Raw genomic sequence first — 20,944 nt, 5'->3', positions numbered from 1 at the left:
CGTGACGGCCGCTCGCCTCAGCCGCAGGTCGCACGGTACCGTGCGATGGCGCCGAAGTGCGTTGCCCATTCCTCGCGGGAGAGGTCGCGCCCGGCAAGGCGGCATGCCGCGCGGAACTGGGTGTCGGGGTCGAGGTTCCACGCGGCGACACCGTCGCGCATGTTCACGAGCAACTCGCGGCCGTCCGGCCGCAGGTACCCGGGGGTGATGAGCGGCGATTCGCTCGGGATCGGATCGCCGAGCCGGATCCCGGCTGCGAGGTCGTAGAGGGTGACGGTATCGTCGTTGGCTCCCGCCACGAGGGTACGGCGGTCGTCGCTGACCTGCAGGCTCGCGAGGCCTCCCTTGACGCCGGGGAGCGCCTCGATCGGGTCCAACTGAGGAACGCTGTACCGAAGCAGCCGGTTGTCGTCAGCCGCGATGAGCTCGCCGGGTCCTGCCAGCACGGTGAGTTCGGGCCCTGTGAGCTCAGGCGAGATCGCCGTGCCGGTCGCAGCGTTGACGAGCCGGGTGGTCGTGATACCGTCCTTCTCCGTCGTGACAGCGAGCATTGCGGCATCCGTGCTCGCGCTGATCGCGACGGTCGCACCGTCGACATCTATCTCCGACTCGAGGTACTTCCGAGTGCTCGCATCGACCAGCTTTATGGCAGCGGAGGTTGTGTTGGAGGCGATGTAGATGCGACGCCCGGATTCGAGGAGCCAGCCGTGTGCGAACCACGTCACGGGGTCGCCCTCGAGGTGCGCCCCCGTGGATGCATCGAGATACCCGTAGCCGTCGATCGCGTCGAAAGCACCGAGCAGCGCGTCGGTGCCCGCCCAGTGGACGTATTGGCCGAAGCCCGGAACACGCAGACGCGGGGCGTCCGTGCGCGGATCCCACACCGAGTACTCGATGAGATCGCTCACGTTCTCGACCCACGCGGGACGCGCTGCCACGAGAATCGAGGTTCCCGACGGATCGTAGCCGTCCACGGTCACCTGTCCGCGAGCGATCATCCGAGTGATGGGTCCCGAGCCGTCGAGACGCCAACGCGAGATCGCAGAGGACCCCGCGCCGATCGCGATGAGTTCGTCGTCGTCCGGGGAAACGGTGAGCGGGCCGACCGCGCCGAGCTGCGTATCCAACCGTTGACCGGTCGGGACTCCCGAGTCGAGCGAGCGCTCCTCGATGCCGCCCCAGCGGTCGCCGCAGAAGACCGTCGACCGCGACTGCGCTACCGCGAGCCACGGGCACGGCGCGGGATGTGCGGTCTCGAATTCCCGCGACCACAGCAGGCCGCCGGTCGCGAGATCCACCGCGACGAACGCGTCGTCGCCACTGGCGATCAGCCGCCCGTCGTCTGTCGCCGCCATGGCGGCATTCGCTGACGCCTCCGGGATCCGAATGCTCGCGATCATGCCGGCCGACTCCGGGTCGATGACGGAGAGCTGTGCCGCGCCCGTACCCACGACGAGTCGCCCATCGTGGGCGAATGCGATGGCGGCAGAGGGGGTGAGCCGTTCGGTGGACTGAGGAATTCCCTCGATCCGACGGAGCTCGCCAGACTCGAGGTCGATCGTCGTGACGGTGACTTCGCGCCACGAATCCGCGACTGCGACGTGTCGGCCGTCGGGGCTCAGTGCGAGGGCTCCCACACCGAGGTCGAGCGTGATGGGCCCCAGTCGAGTACGACCCGACGCCAAGTCGACGAGCAGGAACTCTGAGCTCCGGGTGGGGCCATGACCCGGGATCCAGGTCTGTATCGGCGACGATTCGGTGGGGCGGAGGATCGCGGCGAATCGCCCGTCAGAGCTCACCCGAACGAGCGGGGGGAGCTCGACTGCTGTCGGCGGCGCGTCGACGTCGAGTTCCCGCACCGAGCGCCCGGACTCCATGTCGACGACGGCGACCGATTCGTCGTCGCGAACGATGACCGCGTGACCGGTATTCCCGATCACCGCTCCGGCGATCGAGTCCGTCTCCGGCAGGTACGTGTTCCCGAGGAATCCCTGGGCGGAGGTGAAGACGCCGAGCAGGGCGCTCCGCGTGCGTGGGTCGTCGGGCCACCGTCGGTACGCCTCGGCTGCAATGAGTGCTGCGACGTCACGCTCAGACCCGCGCAGCGCGAACGACGTGCTGACGGTGGCCTCGACGACGGCGGCTTCGCGCTGGAGATCAGCCTCCTGGGTCGCCCTGACGACGAGGATGGTGGCGAGCAACGAGAGCCCGAGGAGCGAGGCCGTCGCTCCGAACAGGACACGAAGGCGGCGGTTCTGCCGCCGATCGCGCTGCAGCTGAAGACGCGCCTCGGCCTCCTCGCGACGGGCCCGATGCTCTGCCGCGTCGAGGAATCGCGACTCGGTCGAGGTCAGGTCGGGTTTCGACATCGAGCGCCAGTCGAGGGCGTTCTGGAGGCGGACGCCCCGGTAGAGGTCGTCCTCCCGCTCGCCGTCCGCTTCCCAGGCGTCGGCCGTGATCGTCAACTTGCCGAGCAGTCGCGCACCCGCGGCGTCCTCCTCGAGCCAGTCGTGCAGACGCGGCCAGGCGAAGGCGAGGAGTTCGTGCGTCACGGCGACGGTGTCGTCGGATGCGCTCAGGAGTCGCGCCCCTATGAGGCGGGCCACCACAGCAGCCCGCATCGGGTCGTCGTTCAGTGAGCTCGTTCTCGCGTACCGGCGTATCGGCCGCCCGTCGGGGCCGAGCTCGACCAGTCGGAGCATCGTCGACCGGCAGGCGTCCCGCTGCGCCGAGGTCAGATCGTCGAACAGCTGCTCGGCGGTGCGGGCGATCGCACCGGTCAGTCCTCCGACCTCCTCGTAGCCCGCAATCGTCAGCACGTTCGTCTCACGCCGGAGCCATGTCTCGACGAGTGCGTGAGAGAGCAGCGGGAGCGCGGTGCTGTGCCCGGCGGCGTCGCGGAGGATCAACTCCGACAGGCCGGCCTCGAGCCGCAGTCCGGCCCTTCGTGCCGGCTCTTCGATCGCAGCGCGAAGGTCGTTTTCGCTCATCGCGGCGACGAGGTGCACGCTCTCAGAGAGCAGGGGCGCAAGTGACGGCTCCGCGTTGCCTTCGTCCAAGTAGTCGGACCGCACGGTCGCCACGACGATCCGGGATTCAGTCGCCTCGGCGATGAGCCCGCACACCGCGTGCACCTCGTCGGCCGGGAACCCGACGTGGAACAGCTCCTCGAGCTGGTCGACGACGACGACATCGGCGCTCCGTCGGCTGTACAGCGCGTCGCGAAGCTGCGCGGCGATCGTAGGGGAGGGTGAGACCACCTGGACCGAAAGGCCCCGACGGGCTAGGACGGGGACGACGCCCGCGAGGACGAGCGACGACTTGCCGCATCCCGATGGGCCCGAGACCGCGATGAATCGCGCACGGTCGAGGCGGGCGAGGATGGCCGCGATGTCCGCGTCCCGACCGAAGAACTCTTCCGCGTCATCGATCCCGTATGGGTGCAGGCCCTTGTACGGGCAGTCCGCGCTCGGTTGCGGACTGCGCGGCGGCGGCAGGAGGGAGGGATCCTGATGCAGGACCGCGGCCTCGAGAGCGGTGAGCTCTGGGCCGGGCTCGATCCCGAGGTCGGCCGAGAACCGGACGCGGGCAGCCCGCAGCGCGGCCAGCGAGTCGGCCTGCCGTCCGCTGCGATAGAGCGCGGTCGCGAGCAGGCTCCACCGGCGCTCGCGCAGCGGCTGCTCGCGAACCAGGGCTTCGGCGCCCGCGATCACGCTATGCTGCTCGCCGCAGTCGAGGTGCGCCGCTGCGAGCTCCTCCTCGGTGGTACTCCGAACCTCCTCGAGGCGCGCCGCCTCGATCATCGCGGGCTCCCATGACGGGATCGCGCTGTACGCGGTGCCGCGCCACAGCGCGAGGGCGCGCTGGCACTCGTCGACGGCGCGCTCGGGGTCGCCGCGCGAGCGCAGCTCAGCAGCCGAGTGTGCCAACTTCTCGAACCGGACCGCATCGATCGCCTCGGGGTCGACGTCGAGTACGTACCCGATCGATGACGTGGCGATCGACGAACGCCCGAGGCTCGCGCGCAGCCGGACCATCGTGGTCTGCACCTGCTTCGGCCAGGTGACCGGAGGACGCTCGCCCCACACAGCGTCGGCGATCACGGCCGGCGCGACGGACTCACCGCGGCGTAGCACCAGCACCGACAGCACCGCCCGATCTCGCGGGCTGAGCGGTCCTTCGTCGATCTCGACTGCGCCGAGCACGCGAATGCCCACGAGAAAAGTGTCGAACCGGCGGGCCGGGGGTGTCAACGACGAGAGGTGGCCATGAGTACCCGATGAGTACCGATCGCGAGCGCGACGAGTACCGGTGCACGAGACGGTGCAAGCATGAACACCACGCAGAACACCCAGCGCATCATCGCCACCGCGATCCTCGCGGTCACCGCCGGGCTCGCACTCGCCTCGTGCGCGCAGCGAACTGTTCCCGAACCCGTCCAGCAACTCACCAACGCACAAGTCGCCGAGTTGCGCTCGGGCCTCGCCGATCTCGCCGAGAGCCGGGCGCAGATGTCTCGCGAGCTCGCGAAGCAGCGTGCCACTGCAAACGCCGAACAAGCAGGCGGCCTGCACGATCTCGCCGAGAGTCGTGCGCAGATGTCTCGCGACCTGGCCGAGCAGCGTGCCGCGGCCCTCGCGGGGCAGGACCAGGGAATGCTCGACCTCGCCGAGGCTCGCGCCCAGATGTATCGCGAGCTCGCCGAGCAGCGTTCCGCGGGCTAACTCAACCAGGCCGAGCGCCGCCTCCGGATCGGGCAATGAGTCGACGTCAGGTCGCGGCGCATGCGACTGGCTAGGCTGGTCGCATGGCCCGCGATCCCGACGACGACGCACTGCGCTGGGAGGGTGACGACGACCCGACGCTCGCGCCCGGCTGGAAGGCCGTCGGCGCGCCGGTGCCCCTCGAGGGCACGCCTGAGAAGGCTACGGATGACTCGAGCCCGACGCTCGACGGCGACGCACGTGCCGCGACATCCGACGGCGAAACCGCCGCTGCACCGCAGACCGGTTCGGTCGAACTCGTCGTGCTCGGCATCCTCGGCGGCATCTACCTGCTGTACACGATCGGCTGGTTCATCACCGCGCTGCGCACCCCGGCACCCGGCCTCGGCATCGTCGACGACGCGATGTACACGCTCGGGCTCTGGCTCGCCGTGCTCGCACCGGCGCTCTGGCTCGGGCTGGCGTTCTGGCTCTCACGAGGTCGGCGATCGCGCCTGCTGTGGCTCATCGGCGGTGCACTCGTGCTCGTTCCCGTGCCGTTCGTGCTGGGGGTGACCGCATGACCGCAGAGACGGCAGGCGTGGTGCCACCGGCCGCAGCAGCGCGCACCCCGCTCTGGCTCGACGTGGCGCTCGCGGTGCTGTTCGGGCTGTTCTTCGCCTACGACGTGTGGGAGGTCGTGGGGTCGATCGTGCAGCTCACGGGCCTCGGGCTCGCCTTCTCGGCAGTCGGCTGGGTGCTGCTCGTCGCGGCGCTGATCGCCCCAGTCGCCTCGTTCGCCGCGGCGTTCGCGCTCGGCCGGCGGCGCGGCGTGATCGCGAAGGCGGCGCTGTACCTCGCTGGTCTCGCCGTCTCGGCCGCGCTGTTCCTCACGCTGACCGTGCTGCTCGGGGTCGCCGGCGGCATCGTCGTCCCCTGACGTCACGGAGTCGGCCGCGGTCGTGCCTCTCCCGTAAAGTAGTGCCGGTATCGGCGCCGCCAAAGGCGGGGGCGCTCTCGTCAGCGCGCGAGTCGCGCATCGTCCCGAAGGAACCGTTCGTGTCAAAGCCGGTCGTGCTGATCGCCGAAGAACTCTCGCCCGCCACCGTCGACGCCCTGGGGCCCGACTTCGAGATCCGCACCGTCGACGGTACCGACCGACCCGCCCTGCTCGACGCGCTGTCCGAGGCGAACGCGATCCTCGTGCGGTCGGCGACGAAGGTCGACGCCGAGGCGATCGCGGCGGCTCCGAAGCTGCAGGTCATCGCCCGTGCCGGCGTCGGGCTCGACAACGTCGACATTAAGGCCGCGACGACTGCGGGGGTCATGGTCGTGAACGCCCCGACGTCGAACATCATCTCGGCGGCCGAGCTCACCGTCGGGCACATCCTGAGCCTCGCCCGGCACATCCCCGCCGCGCACGCCGCGCTCGCCCAGGGGGAGTGGAAGCGGTCGCACTACACGGGCACCGAGCTCTACGAGAAGACCATCGGCATCATCGGCCTCGGCCGCATCGGGGCGCTCATCGCCGCGCGCCTGCAGGCGTTCGGCACCGAGATCATCGCCTACGACCCCTACATCACCGCCGCTCGCGCACAGCAGCTCGGCGTGCAGACCGTGAGCCTCGACGAGCTGCTCGAGCGCAGCGACTTCATCACGATCCACATGCCGAAGACCCCCGAGACCACGGGCATGATCTCGACCGAGCAGCTCGCGAAGATGAAGCCCACCGCGTTCATCGTGAACGTCGCGCGCGGCGGGCTCATCGATGAAGAGGCGCTGCACGACGCGCTCGTCGCGAAGCGCATCGGCGGTGCCGGCCTCGACGTGTTCGTCTCGGAGCCGCCGCGCGAGTCGCCGCTGCTCGGGCTGCCCAACGTCATCGTCACGCCGCACCTCGGCGCCTCGACCGACGAGGCGCAAGAGAAGGCGGGCGTGTCGGTCGCGAAGTCGGTGCGCCTCGCCCTCGCCGGCGAGCTCGTCCCCGACGCGGTCAACGTCGCCGGCGGCGTCATCGACCCCTATGTCCGTCCGGGCATCCCGCTCGTCGAGAAGCTGGGGCAGTTGTTCGCGGGCCTGGCTCACGGGCGGCTCACGAGCATCGATGTCGAGGTGCGCGGCGAGCTCGTCGACTACGACGTGAGCGTGCTGAAGCTGGCGGCCCTCAAGGGCCTGTTCACGAACATCGTGAGCGAGACGGTGTCGTACGTGAACGCGCCGCTGCTCGCCGAGCAGCGCGGCATCGAGGTGCGTCTCATCACGTCGCCCGATTCGCCCGAGTACCGCAACGTCATCATCCTGACGGGCGCGCTCGCCGACGGCACGCAGGTTTCGGTCGCGGGCACGCTCACCGGGCCCAAGCAGATCGAGAAGCTCGTCGGGGTGAACGGCTTCGAGATCGAGGTTCCCATCGCGACGACGCACATCATCATGGAGTACACCGACCGTCCGGGCATCGTCGCCGTCTACGGCCAGGAGTTCGGCGACGCCGGCATCAACATCGCCGGCATGCAGATCGCGCGTCGCGAGGCCGGCGGCTTGGCGCTCAGCGTGCTCACGGTCGACTCGCCCGTGCCGACCGACGTGCTCGATCGCGTGCGCGAGGCCATCGACGCGGACCTCTTCGTCGAGGTCGACATCACCGAGTAGTCGGGTCGTCGGTCGTGTAGCCCCGCATGGGCCGTATCGAGACCATCGAGGTTCCGGATGCCTCGGCGCGGCGCTGCCCGCAGCGCTGGTGCCGAGGCATCCGTCGCGTCAGCGTGAATCGGGGTCAGCGTGAATCGGGGTAAGCGTGAATCGGGGTCAGCGTGATTCGCCGGCGATCCGCTCGAGCAGGGCGACGAGGGCGTTCATCTCGGGCTTTCCGATCTCGTCGTCGATGACGCCCGCGCGCGTGGCGAGGTCGGCCTGCAGTGCCGAGTGGTAGTAGAGCCCGTCGCCGATGAGCGTGATCGCCAGGGCGAGCGACGGATCGGCGACATGCCGGCCGATCTCGACGAGCCAGCGCGATCGCACGGCGCCGATCGCCTCGGCGGCCTGACGGTCGCCGCCCTGCGCGAGGCGCACCGTGGCGACGAAGCTGTGGTCGAGCGGGGTCTCGAGCGCAACGGACGAGCGCACGAAGTACGAGATCGCTCCGTCGGGAGCGGTGTGGATGCGGTCGACGTCGTCGTCGATGCGTCGATGCAGCCGCTCGACGAGTCCGGCGATCAGCGCGTGCCTCGAGCCGAAGTGGTACAGCAGGCCGCCCTTCGAGACGCCGGCGGCCCGGGCGGTGGCGTCGAGTGTTGCGGTGCGCTCGCCCTCGGCGATGATGATGCGCTCGAAGGCGTCGAGCACCGCCTCGCGGGCGGCTGGGGGGCGACTCATGACCCCATTGTGGTCGACGTCGTGATGCTCATGCTGTTACTATACCAACCGGACGGTATAGTAACCGAAGCCACGACGAACGAGTAGAGCATGACCGACCTCACCCAGACGACACACTCCGCGCCAGAACAGGCACCGCCCGCCGGCGCCCGCACCCGAGCGCCTCGCCGAGCATGGATCGCACTCGCCGTGCTCATGCTGCCGACGCTGCTCGTCTCGGTCGACAACACCGTGCTGAGCTTCGCGTTGCCCGCGATCTCGCGCGACCTCGCGCCGACGGCGGCGCAGCAGCTCTGGATCATCGACGCCTACCCGCTCGTGCTCGCCGGACTGCTCGTCGCGATGGGCAGCGCCGGTGACCGCTACGGTCGCCGGCGCATGCTGCTGGTCGGCTCGATCGGCTTCACCGTGGTGTCGGTCGCGGCGGCGTTCGCGCCCACCGCCGAGGCGTTGATCGCAGCCCGCGCCGCGCTCGGCTTCTTCGGCGCGATGCTGATGCCGTCGACGCTCTCGTTGCTGCGCACGGTGTTCGTCGACCGGGAGCACCGACGGCTCGCGATCGCGATCTGGGCGTCGGGCTTCGCGGCCGGCTCGGCTCTGGGCCCGATCGTGGGCGGCGTGCTGCTCGAGCACTTCCACTGGGGCTCGGTCTTCCTGCTCGCGGTGCCGGTGCTGGTGCCCATGCTCATCCTCGTGCCGCTGCTCATCCCCGAGAGCCGCGATCCCGCGCCGGGCCGCATCGATCTTCTCAGCACGCTGCTGTCCCTGGCGGCGATGGGCCCGGTCGTCTACGGCATCAAGTCGCTCGCGACCGAGGGCGTCACCGGGGGAGGCCTCTTCATGATCGCGGTCGGCGTCGCCGCGGGTGCATGGTTCGTGCGCCGTCAGCTTCGCAGCAGCTCGCCGATGCTCGATGTGCGCCTGTTCCGGCAGGGCTCGTTCGGCGGCGCGGTGCTCATCAACCTGTTCAGCGTCATCGCGCTCGTCGGCTTCCTCTTCTTCGTCTCGCAGCACCTGCAACTGATCGCGGGCCTCGCCCCGGTCGCCGCAGGGGTGGCGCTGCTGCCCGGGCTCGTCGCGATGATCCTCGCGGGGCTCGTCGTCGTGCCGATCGCGCGGCGGGTGCGGCCGCGCGTGCTCGTCCCCGTCGCGCTCGCGCTCTCGGCTGCGGGTTATGCGATCGTCGCCTTCAATGCGACCGCCGATTCGATCGCACCGGTCGTCATGGCGTTCGTGCTGCTCGGCGTCGGAATCGGCGCCGCCGAGACCGTCTCGAACGAGCTCATCCTCTCGAGCGCACCGCCCGCGAAGGCGGGCGCGGCGTCAGCGGTCTCCGAGACCGCCTACGAGCTCGGCGCCGTCCTCGGAACCGCCGCCCTCGGATCGATCCTCGCGGCGCACTACCGCGCGGCGATCGAACTGCCCGGCGCGCTCACGGCGGCGCAGGCTGCGACGGCTCGCGAGACGCTCGCGGGCGCCGTCACCGTGGCCGAGCAGCTGCCCGCATCGATCGCCGACCAGCTTGCGACATCCGCCGCGCTCGCCTTCGACGAGGGGGTCGTCGTGACGTCCCTGATCGGGGTCGCGCTCATGATCGCGGCCGCGATCATCGGTGCGGTCGCCCTGCGCAATCCGACCGCGGCGCGTGCGGAATCCCAGGCGGAGTGAGCGGAACCGTCAGGGTTCCTCGGGCGTGGACCGCTCATTGCGGGTGACCTGGTCGCCCGTCGCCGGGTCGACGCTCGTGCGAGACGTCGCCACCGTGCGACGACGGCGTGCCAGCAGCACGATGCCGATGATGATCACCACGACCCCGGCGCCCATGAGGATGTAGCCGACGAGTTGCAGGTTGATCCATTCGACGGTGATGTTCAGCGCGAACGTGAGGATCGCACCGATGACGACGAGCACGATACCGAGGCCGATACTCATGTGGTCCTGCTTTCTCTCCGGCGGCCGGCCCGGCCGCGTTTCGATGAGGCGGATACCTCGTCCTGAGGCCGAGTGTATCGATGCGCCCGTGCTCGTGGACAGTACGCTGGAGGGGTTGACTTTTCGGAGGAGCATTCATGGGTGAAGCGGTCAAGCTCGCGGTGATTCCCGGTGACGGGATCGGTCCGGAGGTCGTCGACGAGGCGCTGAGGGTGCTCGCCGCGGTCTCCGAGGGCACTGATCTCACGTTCGAGCAGACTCGCTTCTCACTCGGTGCCCAGCGCTACCTCGACACCGGCGACGTGCTGACCGATGACGACCTCGACGAGATCAAGGGGAACGACGCGATCCTGCTCGGCGCCGTGGGCGGCGTGCCCGGCGATCCGCGACTCGTCGGCGCCAACATCGAGCGGGGGCTGCTGCTCAAGTTGCGCTTCGAGCTCGATCACTACGTCAACCTGCGGCCGTCGGTACTGTACCCCGGTGTCGCGAGCCCGCTCGCGAGCCCCGGTGACGTCGACTTCGTCGTCGTTCGCGAGGGGACCGAGGGGCCCTACGTCGGCAACGGGGGCGCGATCCGTGCGGGCACGCCGCACGAGGTCGCCAATGAGGTCTCGGTCAACACCGCCTACGGGGTCGAACGGGTCGTTCGATACGCATTCGCCGCGGCATCCGCTCGCCCGCGCAAGCGGCTCACCCTCGTGCACAAGACCAACGTGCTCGTCTTCGCCGGCTCGCTGTGGAAGCGCACGGTCGATGCCGTCGCGGCCGAGCACCCCGATGTGACCGTCGACTACCTGCACGTCGACGCCGCGACGATCTTCCTCGTCACCGATCCTGCTAGATTCGATGTCATCGTCACAGACAACCTCTTCGGCGACATCCTCACCGACCTGGCCGGCGCGATCAGCGGCGGCATCGGCCTCGCAGCCTCGGGCAACATCAACCCCGACGGCCGATTCCCCAGCATGTTCGAGCCGGTACACGGCTCTGCACCCGACATCGCCGGCAAGGGCATCGCCGACCCCACCGCCGCGATCCTCTCGATCGCACTCCTGCTCGACCACCTCGGTCGGGCAGAGATCGCGTCGAAGGTCCGGCAGGCGGTCACCGCCGATGTCGCCGAACGCGGCGACGCGAAACGATCGACCTCCGAGGTCGGCGACGCGATCGTCGCCCGAATCGGCGCACTCGACTGATCCAGCGCACGAAAGAAGACATCATGACGATCAACCTTCCGCTCCAGGCTCCATCGGCCGCAGGGCTCATCTGGCAGGTCACCCGCAACGAGCAGGCGAAGACGCCGGCCGAACGCGACGCGATCCTGGCCGACCCCGGTTTCGGCAACCACTTCACCGACCACATGGTCGACGTCTGCTGGAGTGAGAAGGGCGGCTGGCATCGCCCGCGCGTCTCGCCGTACGGCCCGATCGCACTCGACCCGTCGGCTGCAGTGCTGCACTACGCGCAGGAGATCTTCGAGGGCATGAAGGCCTACCGGCACACCGACGGATCGATCTGGACGTTCAGGCCGTTCGAGAACGCGGCGCGCATGCAGCGCTCGGCGGCGCGGCTCGCCCTGCCCGAACTGCCGAGCGAGATCTTCATCGAGTCGCTCAAGCAGCTCATCGCGGTCGACGCCGACTGGGTTCCGGGTGCTCCCGAGACCAGCCTGTACCTGCGTCCGTTCATGTTCGCGAAAGAGGCGTTCCTCGGCGTGCGCCCCGCGAAGAAGGTCGCGTACTACGTGATCGCGAGCCCCGCCGGAGCGTACTTCCACGGCGGCGTGCAGCCGGTGTCGATCTGGTTGTCGACGAAGTACGCGCGAGCCGGCAAGGGAGGCACGGGCGCTGCGAAGACCGGCGGCAACTACGCGTCGTCGCTGCTGCCGCAGGCAGAGGCCGCCGAGCACGGCTGCCAGCAGGTGCTGTTCCTCGACGAGGGCACGTATCTCGAGGAACTCGGCGGCATGAACGTCGTGCTGGTCTACAAAGACGGCACGCTCGTCACGCCCGAGTCGGACTCGATCCTCGAGGGCATCACCCGCGACTCGGTGCTGCAGCTCGCCCGCGACCGTGGGCACGCCGTCGAGAGCCGGCGGGTCACGATCGACGAGTGGCGTGAGGGCTCGGCCTCGGGCGAGATCGTGGGTGCGTTCGCGTGCGGCACGGCCGCAGTGATCACGCCGATCGGGCGCCTGCTCGCGGAGGACTTCGAGATCGTGCACGAGGGCGACGCCGCGGCAGAGCTCGCACTCTCGCTGCGCGAGGAGCTCACGGGCATCCAGTACGGCCGCGTCGAAGATCGCCACGGCTGGCTGACGCGCCTCGACGCGTGAGGTCCGGCACGGTCATCCGACCATTGGGCCGGGCCGACGCAGAGTGCCGTCATGTCGCGCGAATTGCGCGCATCCCTCCGCCCGAACCGCAGTTCGCGCGACATCGCGAACCGAGGTGCGCGAGCGCATGCCTCGGCACGGGCCAAGCCCTAGGCTGAGTCGCATGAAGATCGCGCGGTTCAGCCACGGTGAGACCATCTCGTTCGGCATCGTCGACGAGGAGGAGGACGAACTCGTCGTGCTGAAGGCCGACCCGATGTTCGCGGGCTACGAGCCCACTGGGGAGCGTGTGGCTCTCGCCGACGCGAAGCTGCTTGCTCCCGTGATCCCGCGCTCGAAGGTCGTCGCCGTCGGCAAGAACTACCACGACCACGCCGCCGAGATGGGTGGCGAGGCGCCGGCCGAACCGCTGCTGTTCCTGAAGCCCAACACGTCGGTGATCGGCCCCGACGATGCGATCGTGCTGCCGAGGCAGAGCGAGCGAGTCGAGCACGAGGGCGAGCTCGCCGTCGTGATCGGGCGCATCGCGAAGAACGTCAGCGAGGCCGACGCAGACCAGGTGATCTTCGGATACACGATCGCGAACGACGTCACCGCCCGCGACCTGCAGCAGCGTGACGGGCAGTGGACGCGGGCGAAGGGGTTCGACTCCTTCTGTCCGCTCGGCCCCGTGATCGACACCGACGTCGACTTCGTCGACGGCACCATCGAGACGAGCGTCAACGGCGTGCGCAAGCAGGAGGGGCGCCTCGCCGACCTCGTGCACTCGGTGCCCGCGATCGTCGCCTACGCCTCGAGCGTGTTCACCCTGCTTCCGGGCGACGTCATCCTCACCGGGACCCCCGCCGGCGTCGGCCCGATCGTCGACGGCGACACCGTCGAGGTGACGGTCTCAGGCCTCGGCACCCTCTCGAACTCGGTGCGCGCCGCCAACTGAATGAAGCGTCACCTCGCGCTGCGCGCGGTGAGCCCGAGCGCATCGACGGCGAACTCGACATCGTCCTCGTCGTTCCAGAGGTGGAACGCGACCCTCGCGCGAGCGGCGCGCCCCGAGGCGACCACGCCCGACGCGGTGAGGGCGGCGAGGGCGCTGCCGTCGGCGTCGGGCCACGTCACGATGGCCGAGTCGGATGCCTCGAGCCCGAGCCGCTCGCGGAACGTGTTCGCGAGCGCGACGTCGTGGCGTCGCACGTCCGCCATGTCGAGCGAGGCGGCGAACCCGAGCGCAGCCTCGGCCCCCGCCCAGGCGTGCCACGCGGGGGAGACCTCGAACCGGCGCGCGCCCCGCGCAAGATGCAGTCCGGGGCCGTAGCACGACGCCCACGGGTCGTCGCCCGAGTACCAGCCCGCGGTGTGCGCAACGAACTCGTCGACGGCGCGGTCGCTGACCGCGGCGAAGGCGGCACCACGCGGCGCGCCGAGCCACTTGTAGGCGTGGCAGACCACGAGGTCGGCGTCGAGGTCGGTCGTCGGCATCCACCCCGTGGCCTGCGTGGTGTCGAGCAGGATGAGGGCACCGGCCGCGCGAGCGGCTTCGGTGACGGATGCCGCGTCGGCGACCTCGCCCGTGGCGGACTGCACGAGCGAGTACGAGACGAGCCAGGTCGACGGAGTGATCTCATCGGCGAGCGTATCGAGCGGCACGTGCCGCACCCGCAGGTCGCCGCGGGCGAGGAACGGCGCGACGACCGACGAGAAGTCGCCGTCGACGCAGAGCACCTCGGCGCCGGCGGGCGCCGACGCTGCTGCGAGCCCGGCGAACACCGAGACCTGCGAACCGGTCGCGATGCGCCCGGCGCTCGTTCCGAGCAGTGTCGCGGCGTGACCGCGAGCGCGCTCGAGCGCTGATGAGTAGTCGGCGGCCGTCGCCTCGCCGGCCGACCAGCGTTCGAGGTCACGGCGCACGGCATCGCGGGTGACATCGACGGGCAGCCCGAGGGTGCAGGCCGCGAGATAGCCGCGACCGGCAGCGAAACGATCACGTGAATGGTGCATGCGGTCCAGTCTTCGCCCACGGCATTCATTCGACAACCACCAGTATGCGATCAAATATATTCCTTCGGGTTATGATTCAGGCATGTCGGATGCCTCGACCGAAGCGCTCGCGGGCGCGCTCGACCTGCAGACCGTGCGCGTCGTGCGCCGGATCGCCGAGCACGGTTCGCTCACCGCAGCCGCCGAGGCGCTCGGCTACAGCCAGCCGGCCGTGAGCCAGCAGCTGCGTCGCTTCGAGGAGCGCACGGGCATCGCGCTCGTCGAGCGGGTGGGCCGTGGCATCCGTCTCACCGAATCCGGCAGAGTGCTCGCGCGACATGCGAACGCGGTCGCGACCGCGCTCGAGGAAGCGGCCGGCGAACTCGCCGAGATCCGGGGCCTTCGCACGGGACGCGTGCGGCTCGTCGCCTTCCCGTCGGCGTCGGCGACCCTCGTGCCGCGTCTGATCGCGACGCTCGCGGCCTCGCATCCGGGCCTCGATCTCACGTACGTCGAGGCCGAGCCGCCCGAGGCGGTGGCAGCGGTGCGTGCCGATCGCGCCGACCTCGCGCTCACCTTCAGCTACCCGGGTGACCGCGACGACCCCCACCGCGCGAGCGCCCGCGGCCTCGAGGTTCGCCCGTTCGGTGACGAGCCGATGCGGCTGGTGCTGCCGACGGAGCATCCCGCCGCCGTCGATGACGTCGTCGGCCTCGAGCGGTTGCGCGATGAACCCTGGATCGCCGGGTGTCCGCGCTGCCGCGGCCATCTGCTCGAGCTGGCCGGCACCGCGGGTTTCGTGCCGCGCATCGCCTTCGAGACCGACAACTTCGTCGCCGTTGAAGGCATGGTGGCGCAGGGGCTCGGCGTGGCACTGCTGCCCGACCTCGCGCTCGCCGCGTCGCCGCGCCACCGCGGCGTCGTCGTGCGGCCGACCGCACACGCCGATGTGCGGTCGCTGCATCTCGTCACCGCGAAGGGCGCCGAGCGGGTGCCCGCCGTGGGTGCCGCGATCGCCGCGCTCGAGGCGCTCGCCGGTCGATAGCATTGAGGGGTATGTCTGAGACAGCCCCCTTCACCCAGGCCACCGGCAGCGACATCCGTGTGCGCTTCTGCCCCTCACCGACCGGCACGCCGCACGTCGGCCTCGTGCGCACCGCCCTCTTCAACTGGGCCTACGCACGCCACACCGGCGGCACGTTCGTGTTCCGCATCGAAGACACCGACGCCGCTCGCGACAGCGAGGAGAGCTACGAGCAGATCATCGACGCGCTCACCTGGCTCGGCCTGAACTGGGACGAGGGCATCGGCATCGGCGGCCCGAACGAGCCCTACCGGCAGTCGCAGCGCGGCGAGATCTACGACGGCATCATCGAGCAGCTGAAGGCGGCGGGCCACCTCTACGAGAGCTATTCGACCGCCGAAGAGATCGACGCCCGAAACGAGGCCAACGGCCGGCCCAAGCAGCACGGCTACGACAACTTCGACCGCGACCTCACCGACGAGCAGCGCGCGGCGTTCCGCGCCGAGGGTCGCGAGCCCGCGCTTCGCATGCGCGTACCCGACGTCGAGCTCGCCTTCGACGACCTCGTGCGCGGGCGCATCGACTTCCCGGCGGGCTCGACGACCGACTTCGTCGCCGTGCGCCCGAACGGCGTGCCGCTCTACACCTTCGTGAACCCCGTCGACGATGCGCTCATGGGCATCACGCACGTCCTCCGCGGCGAAGACCTGCTGAGCTCGACGCCGCGCCAGGTCGCGCTGTACCACGCACTCATCGACATCGGCGTGACCTCGTTCATCCCGCGCTTCGGCCACCTGCCCTATGTCATGGGCGAGGGCAACAAGAAGCTCTCGAAGCGCGACCCCGAGTCGAACCTGTTCCACCACCGCGACCGCGGGTTCATCCCTGAGGGCCTCCTCAACTACCTGGCGCTCCTCGGCTGGGGCTTCTCGGCCGACCGCGACGTGTTCTCGCGGGCGGAACTCGTCGAAGCGTTCGATGTCGAGAACGTCAACCCCAACCCGGCACGGTTCGACCTCAAGAAGGCCGAGGCCATCAACGGCGACCACATCCGCCAGCTCGACATCGGAGAATTCGCCGCACGCACCGTGCCCTACCTGCAGGCGGCGGGTGCGGTCTCGACGCCGATCACGCCGGGTGAAGAGGCGATCCTCACCGAGGCCGCTCCGCTCGTGCAGGAGCGCATCGGCCTGCTCGGCGAGGCACCCGGCATGCTCGGTTTCCTGTTCACGGATGCCGCATCGCTCGAGTTCGAGGAAGCAGCCGTCGGCGCGCTTCCCGCCGACGCGCCTGCTGTGCTCGCCGCTGCCCGCGAGGCACTCGATGCGCTGCCCGCCTCGGCTTGGGTGCACACCGAGATCGAGGAAGCGTTGCGCGGAGCCCTCATCGACGGACTCGGACTGAAGCCGCGCGTGGCCTTCGGCCCGGTGCGCACCGCGATCTCGGGGCGGCGCGTCTCACCGCCCCTGTTCGAGTCGATGCAGATCCTCGGCAAGGTCGACTCGCTCGCCCGCATCGATCGGCTCGCTGCGCTCGTCGGCTGAGCCTTCCTCGCCGGTCGAGGAGCGCCGCGGAGGCCACGCGAATCGAGACCACCTCGGTTTGGCCGGGGCAGCGCAGTAGGCTACAGTTGACTCTCGGCCCGGGGCTTCGGTTTCAGGCCATTGGGGTATGGTGTAATTGGCAACACGGCTGATTCTGGTTCAGTTGTTCTTGGTTCGAGTCCAGGTACCCCAGCCATACGAGGCGCGGAATTCCGCGGCAAAGTCACCCTCGCCGTCGTCGATACCGGAACCGCTACGGTGTCACTGTGACCCGGCTCCTCCTCGTCATCGACATCCAGCAGGACTACTTCCCCGGCGGCGCCCATCCGCTCGTCGGACCGGATGCCGTGGCCGCGGCCGCCGCCCGGCTCCTCTCCGCGTTTCGTTCGGCGGGCGAGCCGGTCATCCACGTTGTGCACGTGTGGGATGCGCCAGACGCGGCGTTCTTCCGTCCTGGCACGCCGGGCGTCGAAATCCATCCGCTCGTCGCGCCCGAGGGCGACGAATCGGTCGTCGTGAAGGCGGCGCCGAACGCGTTCCTCGGCACCGACCTCGGCGAGCGCCTGCAGGCGGCATCTCCGGCCGAGCTCATCGTGGTCGGGATGATGTCGAGCATGTGCGTCGACGCGACGGTGCGCGCCGCATCCGACCGCGGCTACACCGTGACGGTCGCACACGACGCCTGCGCTGCGCCCGACCTCGAGTTCGGCGGCGTGGTGATCCCAGGCTCGCAGGTGCACGGCGCCTTCATGGCGGCGCTCGCAGACGGCTATGCCACCGTCCTGAGCGCCGACGAGGTCATCGCGGCGGGACCGACGCGCTGACCGGTCGACCGGTCGGACACGCAGCGCAGCGGAGTCGCTCGCGTGAGATCCGCAATATTGGCTCCTCGCCCCCGGCGCGTTCGGTGAGGCGCCCGCGCACCTACGCGTAGGGTCGCCTCGCGAATGCCAGGAGATCGTCAGATGCGCACCTGTATATTGGACGACATCCAATATACAGGAGGATGAGCATGACCGGGTTCCCGATCTCCCGCAGGGGTGCACTCGCCGTCGCAGGCTTCGGCTTGCTTGGTATCGGCGGGGCGGGCTGCGCTCCCGTGAGCGTCCCCGGCGCCAACCGATCGAGCGGACCCGATGACGAGGAGGCCAGCATGAGGCGACGGCTCGGAGCGGAGTGGGAGAGTCACGAACTCACGGTCATGTCGTGGCCGACGGCGTTGATCTGGGGCGAGGACCTTCCGTACGTGCGCGACGACATCGCGAGGCTCGCGCGCACGATCGCGGAGTTCGAACCGGTCGTGCTGGTCGCCTCGCCGGGTGACGAGGAGGATGCGGCGTACGAGGCCGGCTCGGGCGTCGAGGTGATCACGGTGCCGGTCGACGACCTCTGGGCGCGCGACACCGTGTCGGTCTTCGTCGAGGGCCCCGACGGCCTCGAGGGGGTCGACTTCAACTTCAACGGCTGGGGCGACAAGCAGGAGCATCCGAACGACGCCGGCGTCGCCGCGGCGGTACTCCGCGAGTTCGAGATCCCCGGGGTGCAGGCGAATCTCGTCGCCGAGGGCGGGTCGATCGAGACCGACGGGCTCGGCACCCTGCTCATCACCGAGAGCTCGATCGTCAACGACAACCGCAACCCGGGGCTCTCGCGCGACGAGATCGAGCAGCGCCTGATGAAGCTGCTCGGCATGAAGAAGGTGATCTGGTTCGACGGCGTCTACGACGAGGACATCACCGACGCCCACATCGACTCCCTCGTGCGCTTCGTCGCACCGGGCGTCGTGCTGCTCGACGTTCCCGGGCCGGGAGCGCCCGACGACGTCTGGGCGCAGTCGAGCGAGCAGGCGCGTTCGGTGCTCGATGGGGCGTTGGATGCCACGGGGCGGGCGATCGAGGTCGTCGAGCTTCCGCAGCCCGACTTCTCGAAGATCCGAGGGAGCGGCGACGACTTCCTCGCGTCCTACGTCAACTTCTACATCGCCAACGGGGCGGTATTCGTGCCCGAGTTCGGCGATCGGAGCGCCGACCGGCGCGCCCAGGACATCCTGCAGGACCAGTTCCCCGACCGGGAGATCGTGCCGGTGCGGATCGACACGATCGCGTCCGGCGGCGGCGGAATCCACTGCGCGACGCACGATCTGCCGGGAGGCGCCGAAGACCGGTGAGCCGGCGGTGCCCGCACCGCAGTCGAGGTGACCACCCCCGAGCGGTGCTCGGCTCCGCACCGACGCCGCGATCGACGACGCGTGCTGCGACTCCTCGTCACGCCGCGGGGTCGCTCACCGCCGAGGGCGGCCTCTCGCGAGCGAGGACCCCCTCGCCATCGTCGGGCGAAGGCGATCATCGCGGTCCGCGTGTTCACCGCGGTGGTCGGCGTGCGGACCGAGACCACCAGCAACGACTGATACGGGGCGGGCGCGGAAGATCGACCGAACGAGTTGACAACCGGGCGGATCGCGATGATCATGTTTGGATATCATCCAAATTCGTTCCGATGACGACGTCGTCATCGGAGACAGGAGTCATCATGGCCCCCTCCATGACGAAGGCGCTGTCGGCCCTGACGGCCGCATTCGTGGTCGCCGCACTGGCGGCATGCAGCCCCGGAGACGGAGCGTCGGACCCTGCCGACGCCGACGGCACCCTGCACGTGGCCCGTTCCGAGTCGTTCGACGGCTGGGACCCCGACAAGGCGGCGGCCTACTCCACGTACCAGACCCTGCAGGGCGTGCTCGAGCCGCTGCTCCGCTTCAGCGCTGACGGAACCGAAGTCGAGGCGGGCCTGGCGAAGTCGTGGACGTACGACCCCGCCGCGATGACCTGGACGTTCGTGCTCCAGGACGACACCCGGTTCAGCGATGGCACCCCACTCACCTCGGCCGACGTGGTGTTCTCGGCGGGCGTGTGGGCGGAGGGCTCCAACTACGGCTCCCTCTACGAGAAGATCACGGGCGTCACCACACCCGATGACCGCACGGTGGTGTTCGCGCTCGCGCAGCCCGACACGACGCTTCCGGTGCTGATGACCTGGTCGTCGTCCGCCATCTTCCCGGCGGACTTCGGGGGGCGCACGAAGAAGGAATACTTCGCGAAGCCCGTCGCGGCCGGTGCGTTCACCGTCGCCGACTGGTCACCGGGCGGCCAGATCACCCTCGAGAAGAACCCGCACTACTACCAGGAGGGCCGTCCATATCTCGAGAAGGTTGTGATCGATGTCCTCCCGGATGCCACCGAACGCGGGGCGCAGTTCCAAGCCGGCCAGGTTGACATCTCGGAGTACGTCTCGTCGATCGATGCCAAGCAGTACGGCGACGCGCTCGTCGCGCTCCCCGTCGGCCAGGTCGAGCACCTGAGCTTCAACACCACCCGGGCGCCCCTCGACGACCCTCAGTTGCGCAAAGCGATCGCCTACGCCATCGACTATGACTCGATCACTGAGGGCGCCTTCAAGGGCTACGGATCCGCACCGCGCGGGATCATCCCCCCGAACCTCGCAAACTGGGCGCCGCCGAGCGAGGCGCCGTTCACGATGGACCTGGAGCGGGCGAAGGACCTCTTGGCCGAGTCGGCCGACCCGAACGTCGGCGAGCTCGAACTGATCTACGACGCCGCCAACGCGACCGACCACCTCGTGGGGCAGGTCATCAAGGCGAACCTCGCGGAGATCGGCATCGAAGTGAAGCTCACGGCCCTGGAGACCGGAGCGTTCCTGAGCCGGGCCTACGGGGTTGACGCCGACCTGGTGCTCTGGTCGTACGGCGCCGTCTCGCCGGACGTGGTCGACCCACTGGGCTGGATCCAGGGCACGTCGTGGCTGTTCACCGGGTTCGAGACGGATACCGTCACGCAGCAGTTCTTCGCCTACTCCGCGACCGAATCGGCCGAGGAGAAGCAGCGGATCGTGGAGGCCGTGCAGAACGAGGCACTCGAGAACGCCCAGGCGATCAGCCTGTCCGAGTTCCAGGTACTGCACGGGGTGAGCGAGCGGGTCTCCGGGTTCGCAGCAGCGCCGTGGGGGATGTACTACTGGGACACGATCAAGGTGGCCGAGTAAG

17 protein-coding genes and 1 tRNA gene are annotated in these 20,944 nt (G+C 69.4%); 14 read left to right on the top strand and 4 right to left on the bottom strand.

Features of this window, described 5'->3' with window-relative positions:
• Positions 1 to 17: 17 nt before the first annotated feature.
• Positions 18 to 4,217: an nSTAND1 domain-containing NTPase gene (locus LQ757_RS09680; protein WP_231046999.1), complete on the bottom strand. Its 4,200-nt coding sequence runs from the start codon at positions 4,215 to 4,217 to the stop codon at positions 18 to 20.
• A gap of 114 nt (positions 4,218 to 4,331) precedes the next feature.
• Between LQ757_RS09680 and LQ757_RS09675 the strand changes: the two genes are divergently transcribed.
• The 4 genes from LQ757_RS09675 (at position 4,332) to serA (ending at position 7,352) form a co-directional block, all read left to right on the top strand.
• The gene (locus LQ757_RS09675) at positions 4,332 to 4,724 is read left to right on the top strand and encodes a hypothetical protein (RefSeq protein ID WP_231046998.1); all 393 of its coding nucleotides are present in this window, start codon (positions 4,332 to 4,334) and stop codon (positions 4,722 to 4,724) included.
• Positions 4,725 to 4,807: 83 nt separating this feature from the next.
• Positions 4,808 to 5,287 carry a DNA polymerase III subunit gamma/tau gene (locus LQ757_RS09670; RefSeq protein ID WP_231046997.1) on the top strand — a complete coding sequence of 160 codons (480 nt, stop codon included), beginning with the start codon at positions 4,808 to 4,810 and terminating at the stop codon, positions 5,285 to 5,287.
• A complete protein-coding gene (locus LQ757_RS09665; RefSeq protein ID WP_231046996.1) occupies positions 5,284 to 5,643 on the top strand; it encodes a hypothetical protein in 360 nt (119 codons plus the stop codon). The genes LQ757_RS09670 and LQ757_RS09665 overlap by 4 nt, the downstream gene beginning before the upstream one ends.
• 119 nt (positions 5,644 to 5,762) lie before the next feature.
• Positions 5,763 to 7,352, top strand: coding sequence for a phosphoglycerate dehydrogenase (gene serA, locus LQ757_RS09660; protein WP_231046995.1), 1,590 nt, complete (start codon positions 5,763 to 5,765; stop codon positions 7,350 to 7,352).
• 156 nt (positions 7,353 to 7,508) lie between these two features.
• Here serA and LQ757_RS19155 read toward each other — a convergent pair whose 3' ends face one another.
• Positions 7,509 to 8,075 carry a TetR/AcrR family transcriptional regulator gene (locus tag LQ757_RS19155; protein WP_255681168.1) on the bottom strand — a complete coding sequence of 189 codons (567 nt, stop codon included), beginning with the start codon at positions 8,073 to 8,075 and terminating at the stop codon, positions 7,509 to 7,511.
• 90 nt (positions 8,076 to 8,165) lie between these two features.
• On the opposite strand from LQ757_RS19155, the gene LQ757_RS09650 reads away from it, so the two are divergent.
• Positions 8,166 to 9,743 (top strand): MFS transporter, encoded by a 1,578-nt coding sequence (locus tag LQ757_RS09650; protein WP_231046994.1) that lies wholly within the window; start codon positions 8,166 to 8,168, stop codon positions 9,741 to 9,743.
• A 9-nt stretch (positions 9,744 to 9,752) separates the two neighbouring features.
• On the opposite strand, the gene LQ757_RS09645 is transcribed toward LQ757_RS09650, so the two are convergent.
• Positions 9,753 to 10,007 (bottom strand): DUF6458 family protein, encoded by a 255-nt coding sequence (locus LQ757_RS09645; protein ID WP_231046993.1) that lies wholly within the window; start codon positions 10,005 to 10,007, stop codon positions 9,753 to 9,755.
• 137 nt (positions 10,008 to 10,144) lie between these two features.
• Between LQ757_RS09645 and LQ757_RS09640 the strand changes: the two genes are divergently transcribed.
• The 3 genes from LQ757_RS09640 to LQ757_RS09630 all read left to right on the top strand — a co-directional run bounded on the left by LQ757_RS09640 (position 10,145) and on the right by LQ757_RS09630 (position 13,282).
• Positions 10,145 to 11,206: a 3-isopropylmalate dehydrogenase gene (locus LQ757_RS09640; protein WP_231046992.1), complete on the top strand. Its 1,062-nt coding sequence runs from the start codon at positions 10,145 to 10,147 to the stop codon at positions 11,204 to 11,206.
• 23 nt (positions 11,207 to 11,229) lie between these two features.
• A complete protein-coding gene (locus LQ757_RS09635) occupies positions 11,230 to 12,345 on the top strand; it encodes a branched-chain amino acid aminotransferase (protein ID WP_231046991.1) in 1,116 nt (371 codons plus the stop codon).
• 163 nt (positions 12,346 to 12,508) lie between these two features.
• Positions 12,509 to 13,282, top strand: a complete 774-nt coding sequence (locus LQ757_RS09630) for a fumarylacetoacetate hydrolase family protein (RefSeq protein WP_231046990.1) — start codon at positions 12,509 to 12,511, stop codon at positions 13,280 to 13,282.
• Between the two features lie 8 nt (positions 13,283 to 13,290).
• On the opposite strand, the gene LQ757_RS09625 is transcribed toward LQ757_RS09630, so the two are convergent.
• Positions 13,291 to 14,340 carry an aminotransferase class V-fold PLP-dependent enzyme gene (locus LQ757_RS09625; RefSeq protein ID WP_231046989.1) on the bottom strand — a complete coding sequence of 350 codons (1,050 nt, stop codon included), beginning with the start codon at positions 14,338 to 14,340 and terminating at the stop codon, positions 13,291 to 13,293.
• A gap of 82 nt (positions 14,341 to 14,422) precedes the next feature.
• Here LQ757_RS09625 and LQ757_RS09620 point away from each other — a divergent pair, with 82 nt between their 5' ends.
• The 6 genes from LQ757_RS09620 to LQ757_RS09595 all read left to right on the top strand — a co-directional run bounded on the left by LQ757_RS09620 (position 14,423) and on the right by LQ757_RS09595 (position 20,943).
• Entirely contained in the window at positions 14,423 to 15,364 is a 942-nt protein-coding gene (locus LQ757_RS09620; protein ID WP_231046988.1) for a LysR family transcriptional regulator, read from the top strand.
• An 11-nt stretch (positions 15,365 to 15,375) separates the two neighbouring features.
• On the top strand, positions 15,376 to 16,887 hold the full coding sequence (gene gltX, locus LQ757_RS09615; RefSeq protein ID WP_231046987.1) for a glutamate--tRNA ligase: 1,512 nt from the start codon (positions 15,376 to 15,378) through the stop codon (positions 16,885 to 16,887).
• Positions 16,888 to 17,008: 121 nt separating this feature from the next.
• Positions 17,009 to 17,083 (top strand) — tRNA-Gln (locus tag LQ757_RS09610).
• Between the two features lie 70 nt (positions 17,084 to 17,153).
• Entirely contained in the window at positions 17,154 to 17,711 is a 558-nt protein-coding gene (locus LQ757_RS09605) for a cysteine hydrolase family protein (RefSeq protein WP_231046986.1), read from the top strand.
• Positions 17,712 to 18,040: 329 nt separating this feature from the next.
• Positions 18,041 to 19,054 (top strand): agmatine deiminase family protein, encoded by a 1,014-nt coding sequence (locus tag LQ757_RS09600; protein ID WP_231046985.1) that lies wholly within the window; start codon positions 18,041 to 18,043, stop codon positions 19,052 to 19,054.
• 362 nt (positions 19,055 to 19,416) lie between these two features.
• Entirely contained in the window at positions 19,417 to 20,943 is a 1,527-nt protein-coding gene (locus LQ757_RS09595; RefSeq protein WP_231046984.1) for an ABC transporter substrate-binding protein, read from the top strand.
• Position 20,944: the final 1 nt, after the last annotated feature.

Source organism: Agromyces cavernae (assembly GCF_021044935.1).
Lineage (GTDB): Bacteria > Actinomycetota > Actinomycetes > Actinomycetales > Microbacteriaceae > Agromyces > Agromyces cavernae.
Note: the sequence above shows the minus strand (reverse complement) of the source record. Positions and strands in the feature narration are given on the sequence as shown.

Excerpts from the sequence above, each read along its gene's own strand:
- LQ757_RS09675 (WP_231046998.1), top strand. The coding sequence starts at position 4,332 with ATGAACACCACGCAGAACACCCAGCGCATCATCGCCACCGCGATCCTC.
- LQ757_RS09670 (WP_231046997.1), top strand. The coding sequence starts at position 4,808 with ATGGCCCGCGATCCCGACGACGACGCACTGCGCTGGGAGGGTGACGAC.
- LQ757_RS09665 (WP_231046996.1), top strand. The coding sequence starts at position 5,284 with ATGACCGCAGAGACGGCAGGCGTGGTGCCACCGGCCGCAGCAGCGCGC.
- LQ757_RS19155 (WP_255681168.1), bottom strand. The coding sequence starts at position 8,075 with ATGAGTCGCCCCCCAGCCGCCCGCGAGGCGGTGCTCGACGCCTTCGAG.
- LQ757_RS09650 (WP_231046994.1), top strand. The coding sequence starts at position 8,166 with ATGACCGACCTCACCCAGACGACACACTCCGCGCCAGAACAGGCACCG.
- LQ757_RS09645 (WP_231046993.1), bottom strand. The coding sequence starts at position 10,007 with ATGAGTATCGGCCTCGGTATCGTGCTCGTCGTCATCGGTGCGATCCTC.
- LQ757_RS09640 (WP_231046992.1), top strand. The coding sequence starts at position 10,145 with ATGGGTGAAGCGGTCAAGCTCGCGGTGATTCCCGGTGACGGGATCGGT.
- LQ757_RS09635 (WP_231046991.1), top strand. The coding sequence starts at position 11,230 with ATGACGATCAACCTTCCGCTCCAGGCTCCATCGGCCGCAGGGCTCATC.
- LQ757_RS09630 (WP_231046990.1), top strand. The coding sequence starts at position 12,509 with ATGAAGATCGCGCGGTTCAGCCACGGTGAGACCATCTCGTTCGGCATC.
- LQ757_RS09625 (WP_231046989.1), bottom strand. The coding sequence starts at position 14,340 with ATGCACCATTCACGTGATCGTTTCGCTGCCGGTCGCGGCTATCTCGCG.
- LQ757_RS09620 (WP_231046988.1), top strand. The coding sequence starts at position 14,423 with ATGTCGGATGCCTCGACCGAAGCGCTCGCGGGCGCGCTCGACCTGCAG.
- gltX (WP_231046987.1), top strand. The coding sequence starts at position 15,376 with ATGTCTGAGACAGCCCCCTTCACCCAGGCCACCGGCAGCGACATCCGT.
- LQ757_RS09600 (WP_231046985.1), top strand. The coding sequence starts at position 18,041 with ATGAGGCGACGGCTCGGAGCGGAGTGGGAGAGTCACGAACTCACGGTC.
- LQ757_RS09595 (WP_231046984.1), top strand. The coding sequence starts at position 19,417 with ATGGCCCCCTCCATGACGAAGGCGCTGTCGGCCCTGACGGCCGCATTC.